The sequence below is a fragment of the Sphingomonas sp. GM_Shp_2 genome, from assembly GCF_026540875.1.
In the GTDB taxonomy this organism is placed as follows: domain Bacteria; phylum Pseudomonadota; class Alphaproteobacteria; order Sphingomonadales; family Sphingomonadaceae; genus Sphingomonas; species Sphingomonas carotinifaciens.
This window is the reverse complement of record NZ_JALNUQ010000007.1, coordinates 1-23,250: the sequence shown is the minus strand read 5'-3', so window position 1 is coordinate 23,250 and position 23,250 is coordinate 1. Positions and strand designations below refer to the sequence as shown.

15 protein-coding genes are annotated in these 23,250 nt (G+C 65.0%); 4 read left to right on the top strand and 11 right to left on the bottom strand.

Features of this window, described 5'->3' with window-relative positions; genetic code table 11:
* Nucleotides 1–3: 3 nt before the first annotated feature.
* The 10 genes from fliS to OXR08_RS03990 all read right to left on the bottom strand — a co-directional run bounded on the left by fliS (nt 4) and on the right by OXR08_RS03990 (nt 12,433).
* Nucleotides 4–396 (bottom strand): flagellar export chaperone FliS, encoded by a 393-nt coding sequence (gene fliS, locus OXR08_RS04035; RefSeq protein WP_311732274.1) that lies wholly within the window; start codon nt 394–396, stop codon nt 4–6.
* A complete protein-coding gene (gene fliD, locus OXR08_RS04030) occupies nt 396–1,910 on the bottom strand; it encodes a flagellar filament capping protein FliD (RefSeq protein ID WP_267347884.1) in 1,515 nt (504 codons plus the stop codon). The genes fliS and fliD overlap by 1 nt, the downstream gene beginning before the upstream one ends.
* Before the next feature lie 63 nt (nt 1,911–1,973).
* On the bottom strand, nt 1,974–3,104 hold the full coding sequence (locus OXR08_RS04025; protein WP_112383857.1) for a flagellar type III secretion system protein FlhB: 1,131 nt from the start codon (nt 3,102–3,104) through the stop codon (nt 1,974–1,976).
* 1 nt (nt 3,105) lies between these two features.
* Nucleotides 3,106–3,879, bottom strand: coding sequence for a flagellar biosynthetic protein FliR (gene fliR / locus OXR08_RS04020; RefSeq protein ID WP_112383856.1), 774 nt, complete (start codon nt 3,877–3,879; stop codon nt 3,106–3,108).
* A complete protein-coding gene (gene fliQ / locus OXR08_RS04015) occupies nt 3,879–4,148 on the bottom strand; it encodes a flagellar biosynthesis protein FliQ (protein ID WP_112383855.1) in 270 nt (89 codons plus the stop codon). The genes fliR and fliQ overlap by 1 nt, the downstream gene beginning before the upstream one ends.
* An 83-nt stretch (nt 4,149–4,231) precedes the next feature.
* Nucleotides 4,232–6,034 (bottom strand): DUF885 family protein, encoded by a 1,803-nt coding sequence (locus OXR08_RS04010; RefSeq protein ID WP_267347880.1) that lies wholly within the window; start codon nt 6,032–6,034, stop codon nt 4,232–4,234.
* Between the two features lie 314 nt (nt 6,035–6,348).
* Nucleotides 6,349–8,448 carry a bifunctional (p)ppGpp synthetase/guanosine-3',5'-bis(diphosphate) 3'-pyrophosphohydrolase gene (locus OXR08_RS04005; protein WP_112383853.1) on the bottom strand — a complete coding sequence of 700 codons (2,100 nt, stop codon included), beginning with the start codon at nt 8,446–8,448 and terminating at the stop codon, nt 6,349–6,351.
* Nucleotides 8,449–8,530: 82 nt separating this feature from the next.
* Nucleotides 8,531–9,481, bottom strand: a complete 951-nt coding sequence (locus OXR08_RS04000; protein WP_267347877.1) for a retropepsin-like aspartic protease — start codon at nt 9,479–9,481, stop codon at nt 8,531–8,533.
* A gap of 379 nt (nt 9,482–9,860) precedes the next feature.
* Nucleotides 9,861–12,248, bottom strand: coding sequence for a ligase-associated DNA damage response DEXH box helicase (locus OXR08_RS03995; RefSeq protein ID WP_267347875.1), 2,388 nt, complete (start codon nt 12,246–12,248; stop codon nt 9,861–9,863).
* A gap of 14 nt (nt 12,249–12,262) precedes the next feature.
* Entirely contained in the window at nt 12,263–12,433 is a 171-nt protein-coding gene (locus tag OXR08_RS03990; RefSeq protein ID WP_162527077.1) for a hypothetical protein, read from the bottom strand.
* A 95-nt stretch (nt 12,434–12,528) separates the two neighbouring features.
* On the opposite strand from OXR08_RS03990, the gene OXR08_RS03985 reads away from it, so the two are divergent.
* Both OXR08_RS03985 and OXR08_RS03980 read left to right on the top strand, forming a co-directional pair.
* Complete coding sequence (locus tag OXR08_RS03985; protein WP_267347870.1) at nt 12,529–13,527, top strand: ligase-associated DNA damage response exonuclease; 999 nt, start codon at nt 12,529–12,531, stop codon at nt 13,525–13,527.
* A 338-nt stretch (nt 13,528–13,865) separates the two neighbouring features.
* Complete coding sequence (locus OXR08_RS03980) at nt 13,866–17,069, top strand: TonB-dependent receptor (RefSeq protein ID WP_267347868.1); 3,204 nt, start codon at nt 13,866–13,868, stop codon at nt 17,067–17,069.
* Nucleotides 17,070–17,138: 69 nt separating this feature from the next.
* On the opposite strand, the gene clpB is transcribed toward OXR08_RS03980, so the two are convergent.
* A complete protein-coding gene (gene clpB, locus OXR08_RS03975) occupies nt 17,139–19,718 on the bottom strand; it encodes an ATP-dependent chaperone ClpB (protein ID WP_267347867.1) in 2,580 nt (859 codons plus the stop codon).
* A 148-nt stretch (nt 19,719–19,866) separates the two neighbouring features.
* On the opposite strand from clpB, the gene OXR08_RS03970 reads away from it, so the two are divergent.
* Both OXR08_RS03970 and OXR08_RS03965 read left to right on the top strand, forming a co-directional pair.
* Nucleotides 19,867–22,707, top strand: a complete 2,841-nt coding sequence (locus OXR08_RS03970; RefSeq protein ID WP_267347866.1) for a pitrilysin family protein — start codon at nt 19,867–19,869, stop codon at nt 22,705–22,707.
* Nucleotides 22,708–22,720: 13 nt separating this feature from the next.
* On the top strand, nt 22,721–23,020 hold the full coding sequence (locus OXR08_RS03965) for a hypothetical protein (protein WP_112383847.1): 300 nt from the start codon (nt 22,721–22,723) through the stop codon (nt 23,018–23,020).
* Nucleotides 23,021–23,250 lie beyond the last annotated feature (230 nt).

Here is a 23,250-nt window from a genome sequence, read left to right as displayed (position 1 = left end):
CGATCACCCGCGGATCGAGCGCCACGCCTCGGCGATCTCCGCCATGCTGGTGGCGACGTCGCGGAACGGCTGCGGGTCCTGTCCCAGCGAGGCATCGACGATCTGCTTGCGCGCGCCGGCATAAAGCCGCGCCAGCGTGACCGACAGGTCGCCGCCCTGATCGAAGTCCAGGCCGTTTTCCAGCGCGAACAGGATCGCGGTGGCGCGCGTCACGCGCTCGCTCTTGCGCGCCAGCTGGCGGTTCTCGGTCGCCCAGGCGGCGGTGCGCAGCGCCGCGATCAGTTCCTCGTAGAGAAGCTGCACCAGCGCCGGCCCGTCCGCCATGGTGGAGCGGCCGACAATGTCGATCTGACGATAGGTGGCCGCCGGATCGGCGGCGAGGGCCGATGCGTACATCAGCTATCCTTGGTCCACATCTTGATCTGCTGGTCCATGAAGCTCTGGACCGACTTGTAGGCGCTGACCTTGCTGTTCATGCTGGCGAACTGGGCGGTCATGCGGGTAGTGGTGGTCTCACGCTGGTCGGTCAGCTTGTCCTGCGCCTGCGTGGTATCGCTTTGCGCTTCGTTCAGGCGCTTGGTGCTCGCATCCAGGCCATAGGTGGTGCTGCTGGCGGCGAGCTGGATCTTGCCGAGCTGCGCGGACAGACCCATCAGGTTGCTGCCGCTGGGCGCGAACATCGCCTCCACCGCATCCGGATATTTGGCCAGCACTTCGGACAGGCGCTTGGCATCGACTTGCAGCGCGCCGGTCTTCTCGTTGGTGGTGACGCCGATCTCCGCCAGCGTGGTCGGCGTGCCGTCGGTGAAGCTGCCCGGCACGACTTTGGTCAAGGTGATCGACTGGAGCGAGCGTTGCAGCGCCTTGGCCGCGGAATCGCTGCGCAGGTCGCCGGTGATCGGGTCCGTCGCCGCCTTCACGTCGGTCATCATCGAATTGACGGTGCTGACGAAGTCGGACACCACCGAGCTGAGCGCGGCGGTGGGCAGGGCGGCACCCAGCGTGACCGGCGTCGGGGAGGCCGATACCAGCGTCAGCTTCACGCCGTCGACCAGATCGTCCACCGTGTTGCTCGCGCGTTCGACATCGATCCCGTCGACGGTCAGCTCCGCATTGGCGGCGACGCCGGACAGCCGCGTGCCCGTAGCGCCGGTGCCGGTGCCGACATTCAGTGCCGACAGGCCCCCGGTGCCGCTGACCGTAAAGGCCTGCGCCGCGCCGGTCTTGCCCTTCATCGCCAGATAGGCGCTGCCATCGGCATTGGTGACCACCGAGGCGGTGACGCCGGCATTGGCGGCGTTGATCTTGGCCGCGATCTTGTCGATCGTCGCGTTTTCGGCATCGATGGTGATATCGATCGGCTTGGCCGCGCCGGGGGCAAAGCCGGTCATCGCCTTGCCATCGGCGCTGTAGGTCGCGGTGCCCAGTGTAATGGTCAGCGTACCGGTGCCGATGGCGGCGGTCTTCGACAGCGGCGTGGTGGTGGCGGCGGTCTGTGCGGTGGCCAGCGCATTCACCGTGATCGACTTGGACAGGCCGGCCAGTTTCGCGCCCGGCGTCCCGCTGGCGGTCAGCACTGCGCTGTTGGAACTGCTCGGCTGCGTCGCCAGCGTGCCGCCCTCGGTCAGCGACTTCAGTGCGGAGTTGAAGTCGGTGATGCCGCTCTTCAGCTTGGCGACCGCCGAGATCTGCGTGGTCAGCGTTTCCGACTTCGCCTTCAATGCGGCGGTGCGCGCGGCGAACTGCGCCTCGACCAGGCCGGGCACCAGCGTGCTGAGATCGACGCCGGACCCGGTGTTGAGCGAGGTGAACAGCGACTGCGCGGCCTTGGAGGTGGCCGACTGCGCCGCCGTCTTGGTCGTGGTTGCCGCCGTGGTCGGCGTCGTCGTCGTGCTGGTGACGGTGGACATGGCTCAGGCTCCGGCGCGCATTCCAAAGGGTAAACGGCCGGTAAGGGCCGGGCTTTAGCGAAATCAGGGTTGGGGAATGCCGTTTTCGTCGAAGCGGGCGCTGGTCGGCACGTCGATCGGCGGCTGCGCGGTGCCGCCGGCACGGGCGTTGAGGTTGAAGACGAAGGCGAGGACGACCGCGATCGCCTGGTACAGGTCGCCGCGCACCTCCTGGTTCTCGCGGCTGGTGTAATAGACGGCACGGGCAAGCTGCGGATATTCCAGGATCGGGATCTTCAGCTCGCCCGCCACGTCGCGGATCGCCAGCGCGCTGACACCGCGCCCCTTGGCAACGACGACGGGCACCTGATCGCGGCCGCGGTCATAGCGCAGCGCGACCGCGAAATGCGTCGGGTTGGTCAGGATGACATGCGCTTCCGCCACGGCGCTGCGCACGCTGCGGCGGGACATTTCGCGCTGCTTGGCGCGCATGTGCGCCTTGGCCTCGGGCGAGCCCTCGGTCTCCTTGTGCTCGTCCTTCACCTCCTGCTTGGACATCTTCAGCTTCTTGAACAGCTGGAAGATCTGGATCGGGATGTCGAAGCCGGCGATCAGGACAAGGCCCAGCGCCATGACCAGCAGGATGCCCATGAAGGTGTCGCCCAGCTCTTCCAGCGCGGTCGGCAGGTTGGATTGCGCCAGCCCCAGCGTCGCGCGTGTCGACGTCCACAGCATATAGCCGCCGATCGCGCCGAGCAGCACGACCTTGAACAGCGACTTGCCCAGCTCGATCCAGCCCTGCGGCCCCAGGATGCGCTTCAACCCCGTTGCCGGGTTCAGCTTGGACGGCTTGGGCGCCAGCATCTTGGTGTTGAAGGTCAGCGAGCCGAGACCCGCCTGGGACAGGATCGCAGCGAGCATGGTGATCGCGAACAGCGAGCCAAGCGCAGGCGCGAGGCGCCAGCCGGCCTGGACCAGTGGGCGGAACGGCTCGAAATCCTCCACATCGGCGTTGGAGAAGGTGAAGCTGGCCGCCATCACCGCGCGGCAGGCTGCGATCAGCGACGGCCCGAAGAACAGCATCCATGCGACACCGGCGAGAACGACAAGCGCAGCCCCGAGATCGCGGCTGCGCAGGATTTGGCCATCCTCCGCGGCTTTCTTGCGCCGCTTGGGTGTCGGGGCTTCTGTCTTGTCGCCACCCTCCTCGGACATGTCAGCGCAACACCAGGTTTTCCGCGGCGGCCAGCGCCTCGCGGATGATGACCAGCATGTAATCGCCCATCGCGGGGAAGGCGATGGCGAGCGCGATGACGCCGACCGCAAGGGCGGCCGGCAGGCCGACCGCGAACAGGTTCAGCGCGGGCGCGGCGCGGCTCATCATGCCGACGACGAGGTTCAGGCAGAGCAGCAGGAAGCCGACGGGCAGCGCCAGCAGCAGCCCGGCGAAAAAGGCATAGCCGCCGAAAAAGGCGATCTCGCGAAACTGTGCCGCGGTCATCCACGCCCGTCCGGGGGGCAGCGCGTCATAGCTTTTGACCACCGTGTCGACCAGCACCAGATGCCCGTCGACCGACAGAAAGAGCAGCGTCAGCATGACCGTGAAGAACTGGCCCAGCGCCTGGGACGAGCGGCCGTTGAGCGGATCGATCGTGGAGGCAAAGCCGATGCCCATCGATCCGCCGATCAGCTCGCTGGCGACCAGCGGCGCGGCGAACGCGACCTGCAGGATCAGGCCCAGCGCCAGCCCGACGCTGGCCTCGGCGGCGACCGACAGGATGGTGGTGACCGAGAAGATCACCGGCGGCGGCACGACGCGGTGGGTGGCCAGCACCAGGAAGGCGATCGCGCCCGCCAGGCTGACGCGCACCGGCAGCGGCACCGACACGGCGCCGAACACGGGTGCGGTGATGAAGGCGGCACCGACGCGGATCATCACGAACAGCACCGCCCAGATCTGCGGCTCGATGGCGAGCCCGAAGCCGAGCATCAGCGCACAAGGTCCGGGATACGCTCGAACATGCTGACGGTGAAATCGCTGAGCAGCCCCAGGATCAGCCCGCCGAAGATCAGGATGGCGAAGGCGACGACGATCAGCTTGGGGACGAAGGACAAGGTCGCCTCGTTGATCGAGGTCGCTGCCTGGATCATGCCGATGATCAAACCCGAGACGAGCACGGGCAACAGGATGGGCGCCGCGGCAAGCGCCAGCACCCACATCGTCTGGTTGGCGAGCGTCAGGAAATAATCGGCGTCCATCGTGGAGATGGCACTAAAGAATCAGGGTTAATTTTAGGTGGATGCAATGCTCCCTCTCCCCGGAGGGGAGAGGGAGCACCGCGTCACCCCTTCAAAGCCCGCGCCCGCGCCTCGGTCAGTTGTTCCAGCATGGTCAGCGGCACCGCACCGGCCTCAAGAATGTCGTGGAACTGCTTTAGGTCGAAACGGTCGCCCAAGATCTCCTGTGCCTTGGCCCGCGCGCGCAGCCAGCTCGCATGGCCGATCTTGTAGCTGCACGCCTGGCCCGGCATCGTGCAGTATCGCTCGATCTCGCGCTGCGAGCGGGGCCGCGCGAAGCCGACCGTGTCGACGAAATATTGCGTCCCCTGCTCGCGCGTCCAGCGCTTGGTGTGGATGCCGGTATCCGCGACCAGCCGTGCGGCGCGGAACAGGAAGGATTGCAGGTATCCGGCGCGCTCGATCGGCCCGGCATAGCCGCCCAGTTCGTCCGCCAGCTGCTCGGCATAGAGCGCCCAGCCCTCCAGATAGGCGCCAAAGAAGCTGATCTTGCGCAGCACATGCGTGTCGGCGCGTTGCGCGGTGGAGATTTGCAGGTGATGGCCCGGCACGCCTTCATGATAGGTGAGCGAGGGCAGCGTGTATTTCGGCCAGTCGGCGACCGACTTCAGGTTGATCCAGTAGATGGCCGGGCGCGAACCATCCAGCGGCGCGCGGTAGTAATAGCCATTGGACGCGCCGTCCTGGATCGCGGCGGGCACCGCCTTGATCTCCAGCGGCGCATCGGGCGCGTTGGTAAAGGCCTGCGGCAGCTTGGCCTGCATCGCGCGCACGCTGTCGTTCAGCCCGGCGATCAGCGCGGTGCGGCCGGCGGGCGTATCGGGATAAAGCTGTGCCGGCGTCGCATTGAGCGCGGCGAGGCGCGCGCCGACCGACCCCTTGGTCAATCCCTGCTGCTTCAGGATCGCATCCAGTTGGCTCGTCAGGTCGGCGACCTGTTCCAGCCCCATCTGGTGCACTTCGCTGGGCGACAGGGTGGTGGTGGTCGCCGCCGCCAGCGCGGCGGCGTAGATCGCCTCGCCCTGCGGTACCGCCCACAGCCCGGCATCCTTGCGGGCACCCGCCCGCAGCTTGCGGACGAGCGCGATCTGGCGGTCGAGCGCGGGGTAGACCTTGGCCCGGACGATCTCGGCGGCCTCAGCGGCATGGTCGCCCGCGATGTTCGCCTCGGCGGTGCGGCGGCGGATCGAATCGACCAGCGTGTTGGCCGCGGGCTGAGGCTGACGCAGCTTCATCATCTGGCCCAGCGCCAGATCGAGCGAGAAGTCGGGCGCGACAAGGCCGCGCTCCGCCTCCGCCGCCTGCACCGCGGTGTCGTTGTCGAGTGCGGTGCCCATCTGGTCGAGCCGGGCGATATAGGCGTCGGCATCGGCGGCATTGGCGACCGTGTGAGTCGAATCGAGAAAATCGGGCAGGTCGAAATACACGCCGCGCTGCTGCGTGATGCGATAGGGCTGGGTGGGCGCGTCGATGTCGAAGCGGGCGGGGCCGACCTGCTGCTGCTCGATCGAATACAGCACGACGTCGCGGTCGATCCTGCCTTGCGGCGACAGGCTATCCGGTTGAATCGCCCGCAATTCGCGCTCCGCCACCTGCGCACGCGCCAGACTGCGCCTGCGGCCGGCAAGTGAATTGTCGTCCAGCTTCGACTTCAGCCCCGCATTGGCGCCCTTGTCGAAGCCGAGCGAGGTGGCAAGCTCGGGCGATTCCTGCAGCGTCGTCGCCAGGATGGTGTCGAACGCCGCCGTCAGCCGGGCGTCGCCGGGTGCGGCCTGCGCCACGGCACGCGGCGCCAGCGCAAACGCGCTTGCAGCCGTGGTGGCGCCGATGAAATTGCGGCGATTCATGCGCTTGTCTCCCTGAACCTGTTATCCGGTGGCTAGCCGGTTCGGGTCTTCATCGTCCAGCTTCGTTGGTCGATTGTTGGGTGGTTCACGCGAAGCCGCGAAGCCGCGAAGAAGAAGGGGTTCACGCGGAGACGCGGAGACGCGGGGACGCGGAGGGGATTGATCGGCCGCACACGCACACACCCTCTCGGCCGGGAGACAAGCTGCTACCCATGATAAGAGAATGAGCCTGCGGCTCGGCGACACATCTCCGCGCCTCCGCGTCTCCGCGTGAACAAAAATCTTCGCGGCTTCGCGTCTTCGCGTGACTCAGATCAAACCCGCTCCACCGAGCCCACCACGTCGGTCGCCCGCAACGCCGCCATCAGGCGCATCAGATGGTGCACGTCGTGCACCTCGACGTCGATCATGTTGGTGTGGAAGCGTGCGTCGCGGGTGTCGAGGCGCAGGTTGATGATGTTGGCCTTGTGCGCGCCGATGACCGAGGCGAGCACGCCCAGCGCACCGGGCTCGTTCTTCACCATCACCGTGATGCGCGCGGTGGCGCCCTCGGTCTCGTCGCCCCAGGATATGTCGACCCAGGCGGTCTCGTCGTCCGAACGGTCGGCAAGCTCGCTGAGCACCGGGCACTGGATCGCATGCACCTCGATCCCGGCATCGGGACGGCGCACGCCGACGATGCGGTCGCCGGGCACCGGGTGGCAGCATTCGGCGAGTTCATAGGCGACGCCCGGCGTCAGCCCCTTGATCGAGATCGCGCTGGATTGCGGCGCCAGTTCGGCGACGTCGGCGCCTGCCGATCCGGGCATCAGCGCCTCCATCACCGCCGCGTCCGAGATGGTGCGGCGCGCGATGGCGACCATCAACTGGCCTTCATCCGACATCTTCAGCCGCTTCAGCGCCTCGGGAAGCGCATCCGCGCCGATCTGCGCGGGCAGGCGCTCGACGATATCCTCGTACAGCTTGGTGCCCAGCGTCACCTGCTCGGCGCGTTCCGCCTGGCGTAGATGGCGGCGGATCGCGGCCAGCGCCTTGCCGGTGATCGCGACGTTCAGCCAGTTGATCTGCGGCGTCTGTCCGGCCGAGCGCAGGATCTGCACCTGGTCGCCATTGTCGATCACCGTCGACAAGGGCACGACGCGGCCGTTGATCTTGGCGCCCACCGCCTGATCGCCCAGCGTGGTGTGCACGGCATAGGCGAAGTCGACCGGGGTGGCCCCCTTGGGCAACTGGATCAGCTCGCCCTTGGGCGTGAAGGCGAAGATGCGATCCTGATACATCGCCATGCGCGTGTGTTCGAGCAGCTCCTCGGGGCTGTCGGCGGTGTCGAGGATCTCGACCAGATCGCGGATCCAGCTCACCTGCTGGTCGTGGCGGGTCGCCTGCTTGTAGGTCCAGTGCGCGGCCAGCCCGTAATCGGCCTCGGCATGCATTTCGGGGGTGCGGATCTGGATTTCCACGCGCGCGTCGCGGGCATGGATCACGCTGGTGTGCAGCGAGCGATAGCCGTTGCGCTTGGGCGTCGAGATATAGTCCTTGAACCGCCCCGGCACCATCGGCCAGCTGCGATGGATGATGCCGAGCGTGCGGTAGCAATCCTCCTCGGTCGGCACGATGGCGCGGAACGCCATCACGTCCGACAGTTGCTCGAAACTGATGTGCCGTTCGGACATCTTGCGGAAGATCGAATAGGGATGCTTTTCGCGGCCCGTCACCTCCGCCTCCACGCCGGCGCGCGAGAGCAGCAGCTTCAGGTCCAGTGCGATGCCGTTGATCCGGTCGTCGCCACCCTCCTTCATCTGCGCCAGCCGGCGGGAGATCGACTCATACGCCTCGGGTTCGAGCTGCTGGAAGGCGAGCGTCTGCATCTCCTTCATGAACTCGTACATGCCGATCCGCTCGGCGAGCGGGGCGTAGATGTCCATCGTCTCCTTCGCGATGCGCCGGCGCTTCTCGGGCTTCGCGATGTGATGGAGGGTGCGCATATTGTGCAGCCGGTCGGCCAGCTTCACCAGCAGCACGCGGATGTCGTCCGACATGGCGAGCAGGAACTTGCGCAGGTTTTCCGCCGCGCGCTCGTTCTCGGTCTGCGCCTCGATCTTGGACAGCTTGGTCACGCCGTCCACCAGTCGCGCGACATTGGGCCCGAACAGCCGCTCGATCTCCTCGGGCGTGGCGACGGTGTCCTCGATCGTGTCGTGCAGGATCGCGGTGGCAATCGTCACATCGTCCAGATGCAGGTCGGTCAGGATGCCCGCCACCTCGATCGGATGGCTGAAATACGGGTCGCCGGAGGCCCGTTTCTGGCTGCCATGCGCCTGCATGGAAAAGACATAGGCGCGGTTCAACAGCGCCTCGTCGGCCTCTGGATCGTAGTCGAGCACGCGGTCGACGAGTTCATACTGGCGGAGCACACCCCATAGATGGCGTCACCGCGCGCTGCTTTGCAATATATTTGATGCGATCAGGGTGATCGGGGCGACGTGACGGGGCGCTTCAACCGGGCGAGGCGGGGCGCCCGCGATCGGTGCGATGGTTGAGGAAGCGGATCTGGCGGTTGGGAAAGTCGATCGCCACCCGCCGGAACAGGCGCAGCACGTCCATGCCGAGCAGCAGCGCGGGCTTGTCGCCCAGCCCCAGCCGGTCGAACGCCGCGCTGTCGGCAAAGCCCATCGGCACGCCTGCGAAGCGGATGCCGCCGACCACCAGATCGTCGGCGAGCAGCGACGGCGCGACTAGCGACTGGCCGGTCACCGAGGTGAGCGTGACGGCGGGCAAGGTCCGTTGCCGCCGGGTCATCGCGTTCAGCAGCGCGCCGTTGCCGATGCTGTAGGGGGTGCCGGTGTCGATCACCACCGCGATGCGGGTGCCGCGCCACGCGGCATCGGTGACGATCAACTGCCCCAGCCGCGACCGGGCGGTGATGACGATCTCGTCCGCCGCCCCCTTTCGCGCGCGGCGCGGGGCGGGGATCAGCGTCATCTGGTCGCGATCGAAATCGATGGTGACCGCATGGTCCTGCAACGCATCGATGCCGAGCAGCCCTTGCGCCCCGATATGCTGCGCGGCTAGCGCGGGCGCGACCACGCCGCGTGGCGGCAGGCTGCTGACCCGAAGCGCGGGGATGATCGCGGTTTCCACCGGCATGATGCCGGTCAGCGCGACGATGCGCGCACCGGGGCCGGCGGTCAGCCCCAGCACCCCCGCCAATTCGCGCGCGATCACGGTGCGCTCCGCCCCGGTATCGATGACGAAATGCCAGGGGCCGCGCGCGCCGATCATTACCGGCACGGTCATGCGCTGCTCCACCGCGCCCAGTTGCAGCAACGTCTCGTCAGGGATGGGGAGCGGCGGCGGCGTCGAGGGCGGGATGACCAGCGGCACATGCTGGGCGGGTGCCGAAGCGGCTGCAATCGTAAGAGAAAAGGCGGCAATCGCACGCTTCATGCTGCGCAACATGCGCGCAGCATTTGCCAACGCCAAGCCTATAATAATCCCTCTCCCCTAACGGGGAGCATCAGGTAAACAGCGCCCCGCGCTGTTTAGTCCATGCCGGGGGCATGGACGGCCTGATGCTGGAGGGGCCCGCCGCGCAAGCGGTGGGAGGGTGAGGGGCCGCCAAGCAGCGCAACATTCGAGCTTCTCCCGCTACAAAGGAAGGCTTGAAGCAGGATCACATCACCTTGATCTGTTCGGACCGATACAGTGCCACGCGTAGCGACCTGTCTCTCGATACGCGGCTGCGCCGCTACTCGACCACTATTTGAGACGAACGAAGGGGCGGGTGGATCACCCCGATGTCATCCAACCCCAACTCCCCGCCACCCTAATCCACCCGCATCGCCTCCGCCGCCAGCGCCTCCGCCTCGATCAGCAACGCATCGTCGCCGACTGTGGTGGACACCTTCTCCCGCCCGATCAGCACCAATACCGGCACCGCCAGCGGGCTGACCCGTTCCAGATTGACGTGCAGCATCGTCCCCGCCGCGCGGTCGAGCAGATGCGCGAGACGCCCGACATCGGTCATCCGCGCGCGGGCATCGTCCCATGCGGCCTGCAGCAGCAGGTGGCTGGGCTCGTATTTGCGCAGCACGTCGTAGATCAGGTCGGTCGAAAACGTCACCTGTCGCCCCGATTTGCGGCGGCCGGGATGCTGGCGCTCGACCAGCCCGCCGATCACCGCCACCTCGCGAAACGCGCGTTTGAGCAGGTGCGACTGCTGCACCCAGTCGACGAACTCATGTTCCAGAATGTCGGAGGAGAACAGGCTGGCGGGATCGATGATCTTTTCCAGTCCATAGCACGCCAGCGCATAGTCATTCGCGACGAAGCCGAGCGGCTTCAGCCCCTGCGCTTCCATCCGCCGGGTGATGAGCATGCCCAGCGACTGATGCGCATTCCACCCCTCGAAGCTGTAGGCGACCATGTAATGCCGCCCCTCGCGCGGAAAGGTTTCGACCAGCAGCTGGCCGGGGGCGGGCATCATCGAGCGGCGGCTCTGGATCGCCAGCCAGTCGCGCACATCCTCCGGAAAGCGGTGCCATTCGTCCGGTAATGCCAGAAAGTCGCGCACCCGTGCGGCAAGGCTGGTCGACAGCGGCATGCGGCTGCCGCCATAGCTGGGGATGCGCGCCGGGCGGCTGGTCGCACGGACGATCAGGTCCTCGGTATCGATCGTCTCCACCTCCAGGCTGAGCCCGGCGAAGAAGAAGGTGTCGCCCGGCGCCAGCGTGGCGGCGAAGCCTTCCTCCACCTTGCCCAGATTGCGGCCGTTGCGGAACCGCACCTTCAGCATCGTCGCTTCCACGATGATCCCGGCGTTCAACCGGTGCTGCGCGATGAATTGCGGGTGGCTGACCCGCCACAGCCCGTCCGCCTGCTGGGTCAGCCGCTTGAACCGGTCATAGGCGCGCAAGCTGTAGCCGCCGTCGCGGATGAACCCCAGCACCCGGTCGAACAGGTCGTCGGTCAAGGCGGAATAGGGCAGGGCGGAGCGGATCTCGTCCAGCAACGCGGCCTGATCGAACGGCGCGGCGCAGGCGCAGGCCATCACATGCTGCGCCAGCACGTCGAGCGCCCCGGGGCGGAACAGGTCCGGGTCCAGCTCGCCCGCCTCCACCGCATCGAGCGCGGCACGCGCTTCCAGATATTCGAAGCGGTTGCCGGGGACGAGGATCGCCTCGCTCGATTCGTCCAGCCGGTGGTTGGCGCGCCCGATCCGCTGGAGCAGCCGCGACGACCCCTTGGGCGCGCCCATCTGGATCACGCAGTCGACATCGCCCCAGTCGACCCCCAGGTCGAGGCTGGAGGTGGCGACCAGCGCGCGCAGCTTGCCTGCCGCCATCGCCGATTCCACCTTGCGCCGGGCCTCCAGGGCCAGGCTGCCATGATGGACGCCGATCGGCAGGCCCTTGTCGTTCGCCTTCCACAGGTCCTGGAAGATCAGCTCGGCCAGACTGCGCGTGTTGCAGAAGATGATCGCGGTACGGTGGGCCTCGATCTCGCGCATCACCTGTGCCGCGGCATAGCGGCCCGAATGCCCCGCCCAGGGCACCCGGTCCTGCGGCAACAGGATCGAGATGTCGGGCGGTGCGCCCGCCTCGCCCTGGACCAGCGATACCGCATCGATGTCGCCGTCGGGCGCCAGCCAGGCGCGGTAACCGTCGGGGTCCGCCACCGTCGCCGACAGTGCGACCCGCCGCAAATCCGGCGCCAGCCGCTGGAGCCGCGCCAGCGCCAGCGCCAGCAGGTCGCCGCGCTTGCCCGTGGCAAAGGCATGGACCTCGTCCACGACGATGGTCTTCAGCCCCGCGAACAGGGTCACGCTGTCCGGGTAGCTGAGCAACAGCGACAGCGATTCTGGCGTGGTCAGCAGGATGTGTGGCGGCTTGGTGCGCTGGCGCGCCTTGCGGTCGGACGGGGTGTCGCCGGTGCGCGTCTCCACCCGGATATCTACCCCCATCTCCTCGATGGGGCCCAGCAGGTTGCGCTGGATATCCACCGCCAGCGCCTTCAACGGCGAGACATAGAGGGTGTGGAGCCCTTGCGCCGGCGCATCTATCAGGTCGACCAGCGTCGGCAGGAAACCGGCCAGCGTCTTGCCCGCGCCCGTCGTCGCGACCAGCAGCGCGTGTCGCCCGGCCTGCGCCTGTTCCAGCATGGCGAGCTGATGCGCGCGCGGCCGCCAGCCGCGGTTCTCGAACCAGCGCGCCAAGGGCGCGGGAAGCGTCAGTGCCGGGTTCGGTCCGTCGTGCCCTGGTCGTACAGGTCGCGCGTCGCCTGTTCGGTCTGGCGCAGCTTCGCTTTCGACGTGCGGTTCTTCAGCATCGCCCAGCCGATCGCCAGGGCGAGCAGGATCGGACCGAGGATCACCACCGTGCCCCAAAGGCCACCTTCCATCAGGACTCTCCTTCATCGCTGTCATGATCAACGATATAGGGGCGATGTTCGATCCGTGACGGCACCGAAACCGTGGCCCACGCGTAATTCGGTGCATGGCAAAGCTAGGCGACTGGATCGAACCGCACCCCCACGGCATCTATGTGCGGCCTGCGGACGCATGGGTGGACCCCTCCGAACCGGTGCCCCGCGCGCTGGTGACGCATGGCCATGCCGATCATGCGCGCGGCGGGCACCAGACGGTGTGGGCGACGCCGGAAACGCTGGCGATCATGGCCTGTCGGTACGGGCCGCAGAATGGTGTGCCCGTCGCCTATGGCGAAACGATCCGGCTGGGCGAGGTGGAAGTGGGCTATGTCCCCGCCGGTCATGTGCTGGGATCGGCGCAGATCGTGCTCGACTATCGTGGCGAACGGGTGGTGGTGTCGGGCGACTACAAGCGTCGCCTGGATCCCACCTGCGCGCCGTTCGAGCCGGTGTCCTGCGACGTCTTCGTGACCGAGGCGACGTTTGCGCTGCCCGTCTTCCGCCATCCCGATACCGGCGACGAGATCGACAAGCTGATCGCGCGGCTGCACGCGAACCCCGATCGCTGCGTCGTCGTCGGCGCCTATGCGCTCGGCAAGGCACAGCGCGTGATCGCCGAACTGCGCGCCCGCGGCCATCGCCAGCCCATCTACATTCACGGCGCGCTGGCGCGTCTGTGCGACCTCTATGTGCAGCATGGCGTTGATCTTGGAGAATTATTGCCGGTCGCCGACACGCCCAAGGCGGCCATGACCGGACACGTCGTCGTCTGCCCCCCCGGCGCCCTCAACGACCGCTGGTCCAGACGCCTCCCCGACCCCATCACCGCCATGGCCAGCGGCTGGATGCGCATCCGCCAACGCGCCCGGCAAAAGAACATCGAGCTCCCCCTTATCCTGTCCGACCACGCCGACTGGGACGAACTGACCGACACCCTGACCGAGATCGCGCCGAAGGAAGTCTGGGTGACCCATGGTCGGGAGGAGGCGTTGGTTCACTGGTGCATGACCCGCCAGATCAAGGCGCGCGCGCTGGCGCTAGTAGGGTTTGAGGATGAGGATGATTGAGTGAAGGCGTCGCCGGCCTTTTCTCAATCTGCCGTACCATTCCAATTTGGATTAGCAGTGGTCGTGACGACTGCATCAATCAAGATAAAACTTAGAAATAACATGATCTTAATTGCAAGATCATGGCAATGTGATTATGTTCATGATGATTTATCACGTGCAAGCGGTGTGTCCTGAAAGATACACGACATTCAATTTGCTATAAGTCGCGCTATCATTTCGTTTGAAATCGTTTTGAAACTTGGCAGCTATGACTGTCTCTTGCTCCCAAAGCAAAATTTAAATGAGCAAGCGGTGATTTTAGGCAATCACAATAAGTTATCGAAACGGGGACCAATATGATGGGAAATAAGATCTATCGGCGGCGGGTGTTGGGGCGAGGCGTTGCCATTCGTGCGATCACCTTGGCCGGAGCAGGTATCAGCGTTATCGGTATGGCGGCACCTGTGGCAGCACGCGGCGTTGCTGATCCGGCGATCGCAAATGCCGTAGATCGGGGGGGCGTTAACTCATCGGCTGGCATCGAAGGGGGATCATTGCAACCCGTTCCACAGCAGTCGCAAGGTGTTTCGGATCAAGAGAATGCGTCTGCCGATCAGGATGACGGCGTCATCACCGTTACGGGATCGCGTATTCGCCGCCGGGAACTCGTGGGGCTTGAACCAGCAACCTCACTGGATCAGGCCTATCTTCAGAACCGGAACCTGACCAACGTCGCCGACGCGCTAAACGAACTGCCGCAATTTAGAGGCAGCGTTACCCCATCGGGTGAGCAGGCGTCTTACGGCAACGGCGTCAACTTCGTTAACACGTTCGGCCTTGGATCGAACCGCACGCTGACGCTGATCAATGGTCGCAGGTCGGTATCGTCCAACGTTCCTTCGCAATTCGGCCCCGGCGGGCCCGGCGTTCAGGTCGACCTGAACATCATTCCGACCTTGGCGATCGAACGTACGGAAAGCCTGTCTGTGGGCGGTGCACCCGTTTACGGATCAGACGCCATTTCTGGCGTGCTGAACGTCATCATGCGGCGACGTTTCGATGGTGCGCGCTTCTCGGCCACGTCAGGCATTTCCGAACAAGGTGACGCCTTCAACTACAACTTTTCCGGCCTTGTTGGCAGCGACTTCGCCGAAGGTCGCGGCAATGTCATGGTGGCGGCCTCCTTTGATCGCCTCAACGGCCTGCGCGGTATCGATCGTGCATTTATCCGACAGAATCTTGGATCCCTCAACAATTGTTCGGGAACGGCCGCGCCGGGCAATGACGGTCGCGTCAATCCCAACATCCCCTGCAACAACGGCGCAACCGACGGCGTTCCCGGGCGCATCCTGTTCCGCAATCTTACATCGCCGTTCCTGTCGTCAGGGGGCGTCATCATCAATGGCGATACCGGGGGACGCACCGGTCTCCAATTCGACGCCGCCGGGCGGATTGTTCCCGTGACGTCAGGTACGCGGCTGACCGGATTCTTCCAATCAGGCGGTAATACGTACCAGACCTCCGACCAGACGCAGATCACTAGCAATCTACAACGGTTCTCGACCTACGCGACGGCATCTTACAAGCTGGCCGATGCTGCGGAAGTGTTTACCGAAGTCCTGTATTACAAGGGACGGGCAGAACAACTCGGGAACGCGCCGACGTTCAATACGTTCGTCTTCGATCCAGACACCAGCGGTGGGCTGACGTTCGATACGGCAACGGTGCCGTTCCTCAACGCAGCGGATCGCACCCTTTTGCTGAGTCGCGGTATTACATCTCTTAATCTCTCGCGATCCAATGAAGATCTCTTTGATCAGAGCGCTATATCCGAAACTGAGTTGAAGCGTGGCGTTATCGGGCTGCGTGGCGATTTCAAGGCTATCGGCCGTCAGCTCAATTATGAAGCGAGCTTCAACTACGGCACCAATCAAATCCAGAATTTTTCCCGTCAGATCAATCAACAGCGGTTCATTAACGCAGTCAGTGTCACGCAAGGCACTTCAGGCCCTGTTTGTTCGGTAACGCCGACCGTGCCGGTGGCGCCCGACCAACCGGTGCAGCCGATTGCGGATGCGCGTTGCGTACCGTTGAATCTGTTCGGCGTTCGTCAAGCTTCCGCCGCGGCACTGGCCTATATCAGTGAGAATACCGTCGATACGGCACGACTGGATCAATGGGTATTCAATGCGAATATCGGTGGCGACCTGATTGACCTGTGGGCAGGATCGATCGGATTCAATCTCGGTTACGAACACCGCAATGAAAAGGCTGCCTTTACCCCAGACAGCTTTACGCAATTCGGCGGTGGTCGTGGATCGGCCGTCGCGCCGACTGCCGGTCAGTTTAACGTCGACGAAGTGTTCGGCGAAATACTGGTTCCTCTTATATCGCGGGACAACAATATACCGGTAATCACGTCGGCGGAGGTTTTCGGGCGCGGCCGGTATGTCAACAACACGGTCAATGGTGAATTTACCTCCTGGGCGGCAGGGGGGCGTATCGGGTTATTCGATACGCTACAGTTCCGCGGCAATTTCACCCGCTCGTTCCGCGCGCCAGCGATCACCGAACTGTTCCTTCCACAAAGTCCTACACAGGTCCGCCCGCTGGACCTGTGTACTGCGGCGAATCGCAACGCCGGCCCGGTTCCGGCCGTGCGCGCCGCAAATTGTCAGGCGTTCCTTCAGGCGACCGGAAATGATCCGGCAAGCTACGTTCTGTTGGCGTCGCAAGCTTCGGTTGCTGGACTGAATGGCGGCAATCCTCAACTGGCGAACGAACAGGCCGACAGCTATACGTTCGGGACGATCTTCCAGCCGTCTTTCGTCCGCGGGCTGACGATCACGGCGGATTACGTGAACATCAAGATCAAGGGGCCGATCGAGAGTCTCGATACCGACCAACTGAGCCAAGGTTGTTTCGACAATGTGAACTTTGATAAGTCTAATCCGCGTAGCGGCAACGAGTTCTGCCGGCAGTTGGGCTTCGCTGCCAATGGCCAGATCCCAAATTCTCCGACCAATCCCGCGGTGCGGTCCGGCTACGTTAACGGCCAACAGGTCAGGTTCGAGGGCATCACCGGCGTTCTGGATTATCAGACCCGGCTCGACGGGTTGAACATTCCAGGGACGCTGAATCTTGGCGCTGATGTCCTTTATGTGATGCGTCGTGTGAACGACATCACCGGCGTTGCCCCTCGGCGATCGGATGGCCTCATCAGCAACAGTGATCCGCGCATCTCGGGGCAGGCGCGTGCGTCGTACGCGAACGACAGTTGGGGAATTGCTGCCTTTGCTAATATCGTGGGACGGCAGATTGTATCGCTACAGAATAGAGGGCCAAGCCCTAATGATACCCGGGAGTTTGACCATTTCGATCCCTATGCAACGATTAATATGAATGTGTTCTTCCTGACTTCTGACGACTCGAGGTTCAATATATCCGTAACGAACCTCTTCAATCGTCAGGGTCAAGAATATTATGGGGTACTGATCCCGCTGTCGATCAATGACCAGATCGGACGTCGCTTCTCGGTAAGCTTCGTAAAGAACTTCTGATAGACATGATGGGGCGGGTAGAAATTTTCTACCCGCCCCATATTTATCTGCTCAGCGCGTCCGACGATATCACCCCACCCTCAACACCAACCGGCCATCCCCCTCATCGACGTGCACCGTGGCACCGTCCTTCACCTCGCCACGCAGGATCGCCTCGGCCAGCGGGTCCTGCAGATAGCGTTGCACCGCGCGCTTCAGCGGCCGGGCGCCATATACGGGATCGTAGCCGACACGGCCCAGCCAGGCACGGGCGGCGTCGGTCAGGTCGAGCGTCACCTTGCGATCCGCCAGCAGCTTGCCGACGCGGCCGATCTGAATGTCGACGATCGGGCCCATATGCGCCTGACCCAGCCGGTGGAACAGGATCACCTCGTCCAGCCGGTTGAGGAATTCCGGGCGGAAATGCGCACGGACGATCTCCATCACCTGCGGCTCGACGGTTTCCACGTCCTGGCCTTCTTCCAGGGTCGCCAGATATTGGCTGCCCAGGTTGCTGGTCAGGATGATGAGCGTGTTCGAGAAGTCGACGGTGCGGCCCTGACCGTCGGTCAGGCGGCCATCGTCCAACACCTGAAGCAGCACGTTGAACACGTCGCCATGCGCCTTCTCCACTTCGTCGAACAGCACCACCTGATACGGCCGGCGCCGCACGGCCTCGGTCAGCACGCCGCCCTCCTCATAACCGACATAGCCGGGAGGGGCGCCGATCAGCCGGGCGACGGCGTGCTTCTCCATGAACTCGCTCATGTCGATGCGCACCATCGCGCTGGCGTCGTCGAACAGGAACTCGGCGAGCGCCTTGGTTAGCTCGGTCTTGCCCACGCCCGTCGGCCCCAGGAACAGGAAGCTGCCGAGCGGCCGGTTGGGATCCTGTAGCCCGGCCCGCGCACGCCGCACCGCGGTGGCGACCGCGCGCACCGCATCGGCCTGACCGATGACGCGCTGGCCGAGCACCGCCTCCATCTTCAGCAGCTTCTCGCGCTCGCCCTCCAGCATCCGGTCGACCGGCACGCCCGTCCAGCGGCTGACCACGCCGGCGATATCGTCCGCGGTCACCTCCTCGCGCAGCATCGCGCCCTTGGTGGTCGCCGCCGCCTCCGCCAGCTGCTTTTCCAGCGTCGGAATGCGGCCGTAGGACAGCTCGCCCGCGCGTGCGAGGTCCCCCTGCCGCTGCGCCTGCTCCAGCTCCAGCCGCGCGGCGTCGAGCTGTTCCTTCAGCTTGGCCTCACCCGCAATCTTGTCCTTCTCCGCCTGCCAGCGCGTGGTCAGTTCGGCGGACTGCTGTTCCAGATTGGCGAGTTCGCCTTCCAGCGTTTCCAGCCGGTCGACCGAGGCGGCATCCGTTTCGCGGCGCAACCCTTCGCGCTCGATCTTCAGGCGCAGGATCCGGCGGTCGAGCGTTTCGATCTCCTCGGGCTTCGATTCCACCTCCATGCGGATGCGGCTGGCAGCTTCGTCCATCAGGTCGATCGCCTTGTCGGGCAGGAAGCGGTCGGTGATGTAGCGGTTCGAAAGCGTCGCGGCCGACACCAGCGCGCCGTCGGTGATGCGCACGCCGTGGTGAAGCTCGTACTTCTCCTTCAGCCCGCGCAGGATGCTGATCGTGTCCTCCACGGTCGGCTCACCGACGAAGACCGGCTGGAACCGCCGCTGGAGCGCCGGGTCCTTTTCCACATATTTGCGGTACTCATCGAGCGTGGTCGCGCCGACGCAGTGCAATTCGCCGCGAGCAAGCGCGGGCTTCAACAGGTTGCCCGCATCCATCGCGCCTTCGGATTTGCCCGCGCCGATCAGCGTGTGCATCTCGTCGATGAACAGGATGATGTCGCCCTCGGCGGCCTTCACCTCGTCCAGCACGCCCTTCAGCCGCTCTTCGAACTCGCCGCGATATTTCGCGCCTGCGATCAACGCGCCCATGTCCAGCGCCATCAGGCGGCGGTCCTTCAGCGTGTCGGGCACGTCGCCATTGGCGATGCGCAGCGCCAGCCCCTCGGCGATCGCGGTCTTGCCCACGCCGGGTTCGCCGATCAGGGCCGGGTTGTTCTTGGTGCGGCGGGCCAGGATCTGGATGGTGCGGCGAATCTCCTCGTCGCGGCCGATCACCGGGTCGAGCTTGCCGTCGCGGGCGGCCTCGGTCAGATCACGCGCGAACTTCTTCAGCGCGTCATAGCGGTCCTCGGCGCCTGCGGTGTCTGCCGTACGCCCCTGGCGCAGTGTGTTGATCGCGCCGTTCAGCGCCTCCGCGCGAACGCCACCGCTCGCCAGCGCCTTGCCGGCCGGGGTCGTCCCCGCCAGGGTGAGGGCGAGCAGAAGCCGCTCCACCGTGACGAAGCTGTCACCCGCCTTTTGCGCCACCTGTTCAGCCTGATCGAGCACGCGGACCAGATCATTGTCGAGGCCCGGCGATCCCTGCGCGCCCGAACCGCTGACAGCGGGAATTTTTGCGAGGGCGGCATCCGTTTCGGCCGCGACGCGGCGCGCATCGCCACCGGCGGCCTGGATCAAGCCGCTGGCCATGCCCTGATCGTCTTCGATCAGCGCCTTTAGCAGATGTTCGCTGCCGATCCGCTGATGGCCCATGCGAATGGCGACGGTTTGGGCGGCTTGCAGAAAGCCCTTGGCCCGGTCAGTAAATTTTTCGAGGTTCATCTGGAGTCCCTGTATCTATTGGGTGTCAGATGGTGTTGCTTCTGGGCAACACAAGGGCAGTTTTCAGTGTTGAAATTTGTCTTCGCATCCCGTTGCACCCCCAAACAGGCCGATATAGTCTCACAGGACACCAGATCGGGGGAAGTTCATGCACGTCAAGGTTCTTGCGCTTAGCGGCGCCGCTCTCATCGCCCTTGGCGCGCCTGTTGCCGCACAGACGGCAAAGCCGGTTCCTGCCGCCACGCTCGTCAACCAAGTCAATATTCCTTATCAGCAATTCACGTTGCCTAACGGGTTGCGCGTGATCGTTCACACCGATCGCAAGGCCCCGATCGTCGCGGTCAGCGTCTGGTACGATGTCGGCGCCAAGCATGAGCCCAAGGGTTCGACGGGCTTTGCGCATCTGTTCGAGCATCTGATGTTCAACGGCAGCGAGAACGCACCGGGCGATTTTTTCGAGCCGCTGAAGCAGGTCGGGGCTACTGACTTCAACGGCACGACCAGTTCGGATCGAACCAATTACTTCGAAACGGTGCCCACGGCCGGACTGGACCGCGCATTGTTCCTGGAATCGGATCGCATGGGCTATCTGCTTGGCGCGATAACCCAGGCGAAGCTCGACGAGCAGCGTGGCGTGGTGCAGAACGAGAAGCGGCAGGGGGACAACCAGCCCTACGGTCTTACGGGATACAAGGTGACGGAAGGGTTGTTTCCTGCCGACCACCCGTACGGGCATGACACGATCGGTTCGATGGCCGATCTGGATGCCGCCAGCCTGGACACGGTGAAGAACTGGTTCCGCAATCACTATGCCCCCAACAACGCGGTGCTGGTGCTGGCCGGCGATATCGATGTCGCCACTGCCAAGCCGCTGGTCGAGAAGTATTTCGGTGCGATCAAGGCCGGTCCGAAAACGGTGACGCGGCCTGCTCCCGTGCCGACGCTGCCCGCGCCCAAATCGGAGACGATCAAGGACCGGGTCGCTGCGGTGATGGTCAGCCGGTATTGGGCGATTCCCGGTGGTGACCATCCTGACGCCGCAGCACTTGGCGTCGCCGGCGCGGTGCTGGGCGGCCTTGCGTCCAGTCGGCTCGACAATGCCTTGGTCAAGAAGGAGAAACTTGCGGTCAACGTGTCCGCTTATGCGGGCAGCGAGGCGCAGGTGGGTACCTTTGGCATCCGCGCCATCGTGCGACCGGGGGTGGACCCTGCACTGGTCGGCCGGCGGATCGATGCAATTCTCGCCGATTTCCTGAAGAACGGGCCGACGGCCGACGAGGTGAACCGCGTCGTGACGACGCAGGCGGCAGCCACGATCCGTGGGCTGGAGTCGGTCGGCGGCTTCGGCGGCAAGGCCGTGGCGCTGGCGCAGGGTGCATTGTTCTACGGCGATCCCGGCTTCTACAAAAAGGAACTGGCGGCGCTGGCCGCACAGACGCCCGCCAGTGTGAAGGCCGCAGCCAATCGGTGGCTGACCCGGCCGGTCTATGCGTTGACGGTCGAGCAGGGTCCGCGCGATGCGTATGAGGAGGCCAAGGTGCCGCCGCGCGCCGATGTGGCCCCCGCGGCTGAAACGCCGGTTCAGGGTACGCGAGGTCCCATTCCGGCACTGGGCAAGGTCAAGGGGCTGAGCTTCCCTGCCGTTCAGCGCACGACGCTGAGGAACGGCATCGAACTGGTCTATGCGCAGCGCAGCGCCGTGCCGGTGACGCAGGTTGCCTTGTCGTTCGATGCGGGCACCGCCGCGGACGTCGCCGACAAGCTCGGCACGCAAGGGTTGACGCTGGCGATGCTGGACGAGGGCGCGGCGGGGCTCGACTCGATCCAGATCGCCGAGGCGAAGGAGCGGCTGGGTGCCTCGATCGGCAGCGGGAGCAGTGCCGATCGTACGACGATGAACCTGCAGGTGCCCAGTGCCAACCTGGCCCCCGCACTCGACCTGTTCGCCAAGATCGCGCGCGAGCCGACCTTCTCGGAAACCGAGCTGGCGCGCGTCAAGCAGCAGGCGCTGGCGGGAATCGCGCAGGAGTTGACCAACCCGAGCGGCCTGGTCGGTCGCGTGGTGCCGCCGCTGGTCTATGGCCCGGCCTATCCTTATGCCAAGGCGCAGGGTGGTGGCGACCCGAAGGCGGTTGCGGCGTTGACGCGTGCCGATCTGCTGGCGTTCCAGCAGGCCTGGCTCCGTCCCGACAAGGCCAAGCTGTTCGTGGTCAGCGATCGTCCGCTGGCCGAGGTGAAGGCGGCGCTGGATACGGAATTCGGTGACTGGCGTGGCACCGGCCAGGCCGGCATCAAGGATTTCTCGGTCGGAATGTCCCCGGCACAGCCCAAGATCCTCTTGGTCGATCGCCCCGACAGTCCGCAATCGATGATCGTCGGTGCGATCCCCACCGGCCTGAAGGGGACCGAGGACCTGTTGCCGGTCAACACGGCGAACGACGCGCTGGGCGGCGGCTTCCTGAGCCGGATCAACATGGATCTGCGTGAAACCAGGCACTGGTCCTATGGCGCGCGGGGCGGCTTCCAGACCGCGGCAGAGGCGGCGCCTTATCTTATCAGTGCGCCGGTGCAGGCGGACAAGACGGGGCCGGCGCTGGCATCGGCGCGCGAGGACGTGGTGGCGTTCCTGGGGAAGGAGCCGATGACGCAGGAGGAGTTCGACCGCGCGATCAATGGCGGAATCAATTCCTTGCCGGGCGATTACGAAACGTCCGACGCGGTGCTGGGCGCGATGCAGTATAACGACCTGTTGAAGCGGCCGGACGATTACCAGACGACGCTGGCGGCGCGGTATCGTGGCATGACGCGTGACCAGTTGAACGGCGCGATCCGGTCCGCGCTGGACCCCAAGCGCACGATCTGGGTTGTGGTGGGAGACGCAAAGCAGGTCCGTCCGCAGCTTGACGGGCTTGGCCTTGCGGTCGAGACCGTGTCTGCCGCATCGGTGGCAGGCGCGGCCGCCGCGGCACCCGCCGCTGCGGCCAAGTAAGGAGAGTATGCATATGGCCGAGATCGACGGCACCTGGGATTGCACCGTCAAATCCCCGCTGGGCGACCAGAACATGACGATGACCGTGCAGACCGACGGCGGTAGCTTCACGGGCACCAGCAGCGGCGCGATGGGCAGTGCCGATGTGCAGGGTGAGGCGAACGGCAACACGATCACGTGGAAGATGTCGATCACCGTGCCCATGCCGATGACGCTGGATTGCGAGGCAACGGCCGATGGCGACACGCTGACCGGATCGGTGGGCGCAGGCGCCTTTGGCAGCTTCCCGCTATCGGGTACGCGTCAGGCCTGAGGCCGGACGGTACCGGCGCGCTATAAGGGCGGTCCGCGGCAACGCTGCGGGCCGCCTTTTCGGTTGACGCAAAGGACCCGCTGCGCCGATCCTGCCGGCGGGGAGATGGCGTCATGGGGGCGTATCGAGCAAGAGGGTACAGGCGGCGCCCGGTCGCCCTGATCGGCACGGTGATGGTCCATGCGGCGCTGCTGCTGTTGGTGCTATCGCCCCATCCACCGCGGCCTCGA

What these genes read in the sequence shown, in the direction of transcription:
- fliS (WP_311732274.1), bottom strand. Translation starts at nt 396, where the DNA reads ATGTACGCATCGGCCCTCGCCGCCGATCCGGCGGCCACCTATCGTCAG.
- fliD (WP_267347884.1), bottom strand. Translation starts at nt 1,910, where the DNA reads ATGTCCACCGTCACCAGCACGACGACGACGCCGACCACGGCGGCAACC.
- OXR08_RS04025 (WP_112383857.1), bottom strand. Translation starts at nt 3,104, where the DNA reads ATGTCCGAGGAGGGTGGCGACAAGACAGAAGCCCCGACACCCAAGCGG.
- fliR (WP_112383856.1), bottom strand. Translation starts at nt 3,879, where the DNA reads ATGCTCGGCTTCGGGCTCGCCATCGAGCCGCAGATCTGGGCGGTGCTG.
- fliQ (WP_112383855.1), bottom strand. Translation starts at nt 4,148, where the DNA reads ATGGACGCCGATTATTTCCTGACGCTCGCCAACCAGACGATGTGGGTG.
- OXR08_RS04010 (WP_267347880.1), bottom strand. Translation starts at nt 6,034, where the DNA reads ATGAATCGCCGCAATTTCATCGGCGCCACCACGGCTGCAAGCGCGTTT.
- OXR08_RS04000 (WP_267347877.1), bottom strand. Translation starts at nt 9,481, where the DNA reads ATGAAGCGTGCGATTGCCGCCTTTTCTCTTACGATTGCAGCCGCTTCG.
- OXR08_RS03990 (WP_162527077.1), bottom strand. Translation starts at nt 12,433, where the DNA reads ATGGAAGGTGGCCTTTGGGGCACGGTGGTGATCCTCGGTCCGATCCTG.
- OXR08_RS03985 (WP_267347870.1), top strand. Translation starts at nt 12,529, where the DNA reads ATGGCAAAGCTAGGCGACTGGATCGAACCGCACCCCCACGGCATCTAT.
- OXR08_RS03980 (WP_267347868.1), top strand. Translation starts at nt 13,866, where the DNA reads ATGATGGGAAATAAGATCTATCGGCGGCGGGTGTTGGGGCGAGGCGTT.
- clpB (WP_267347867.1), bottom strand. Translation starts at nt 19,718, where the DNA reads ATGAACCTCGAAAAATTTACTGACCGGGCCAAGGGCTTTCTGCAAGCC.
- OXR08_RS03970 (WP_267347866.1), top strand. Translation starts at nt 19,867, where the DNA reads ATGCACGTCAAGGTTCTTGCGCTTAGCGGCGCCGCTCTCATCGCCCTT.
- OXR08_RS03965 (WP_112383847.1), top strand. Translation starts at nt 22,721, where the DNA reads ATGGCCGAGATCGACGGCACCTGGGATTGCACCGTCAAATCCCCGCTG.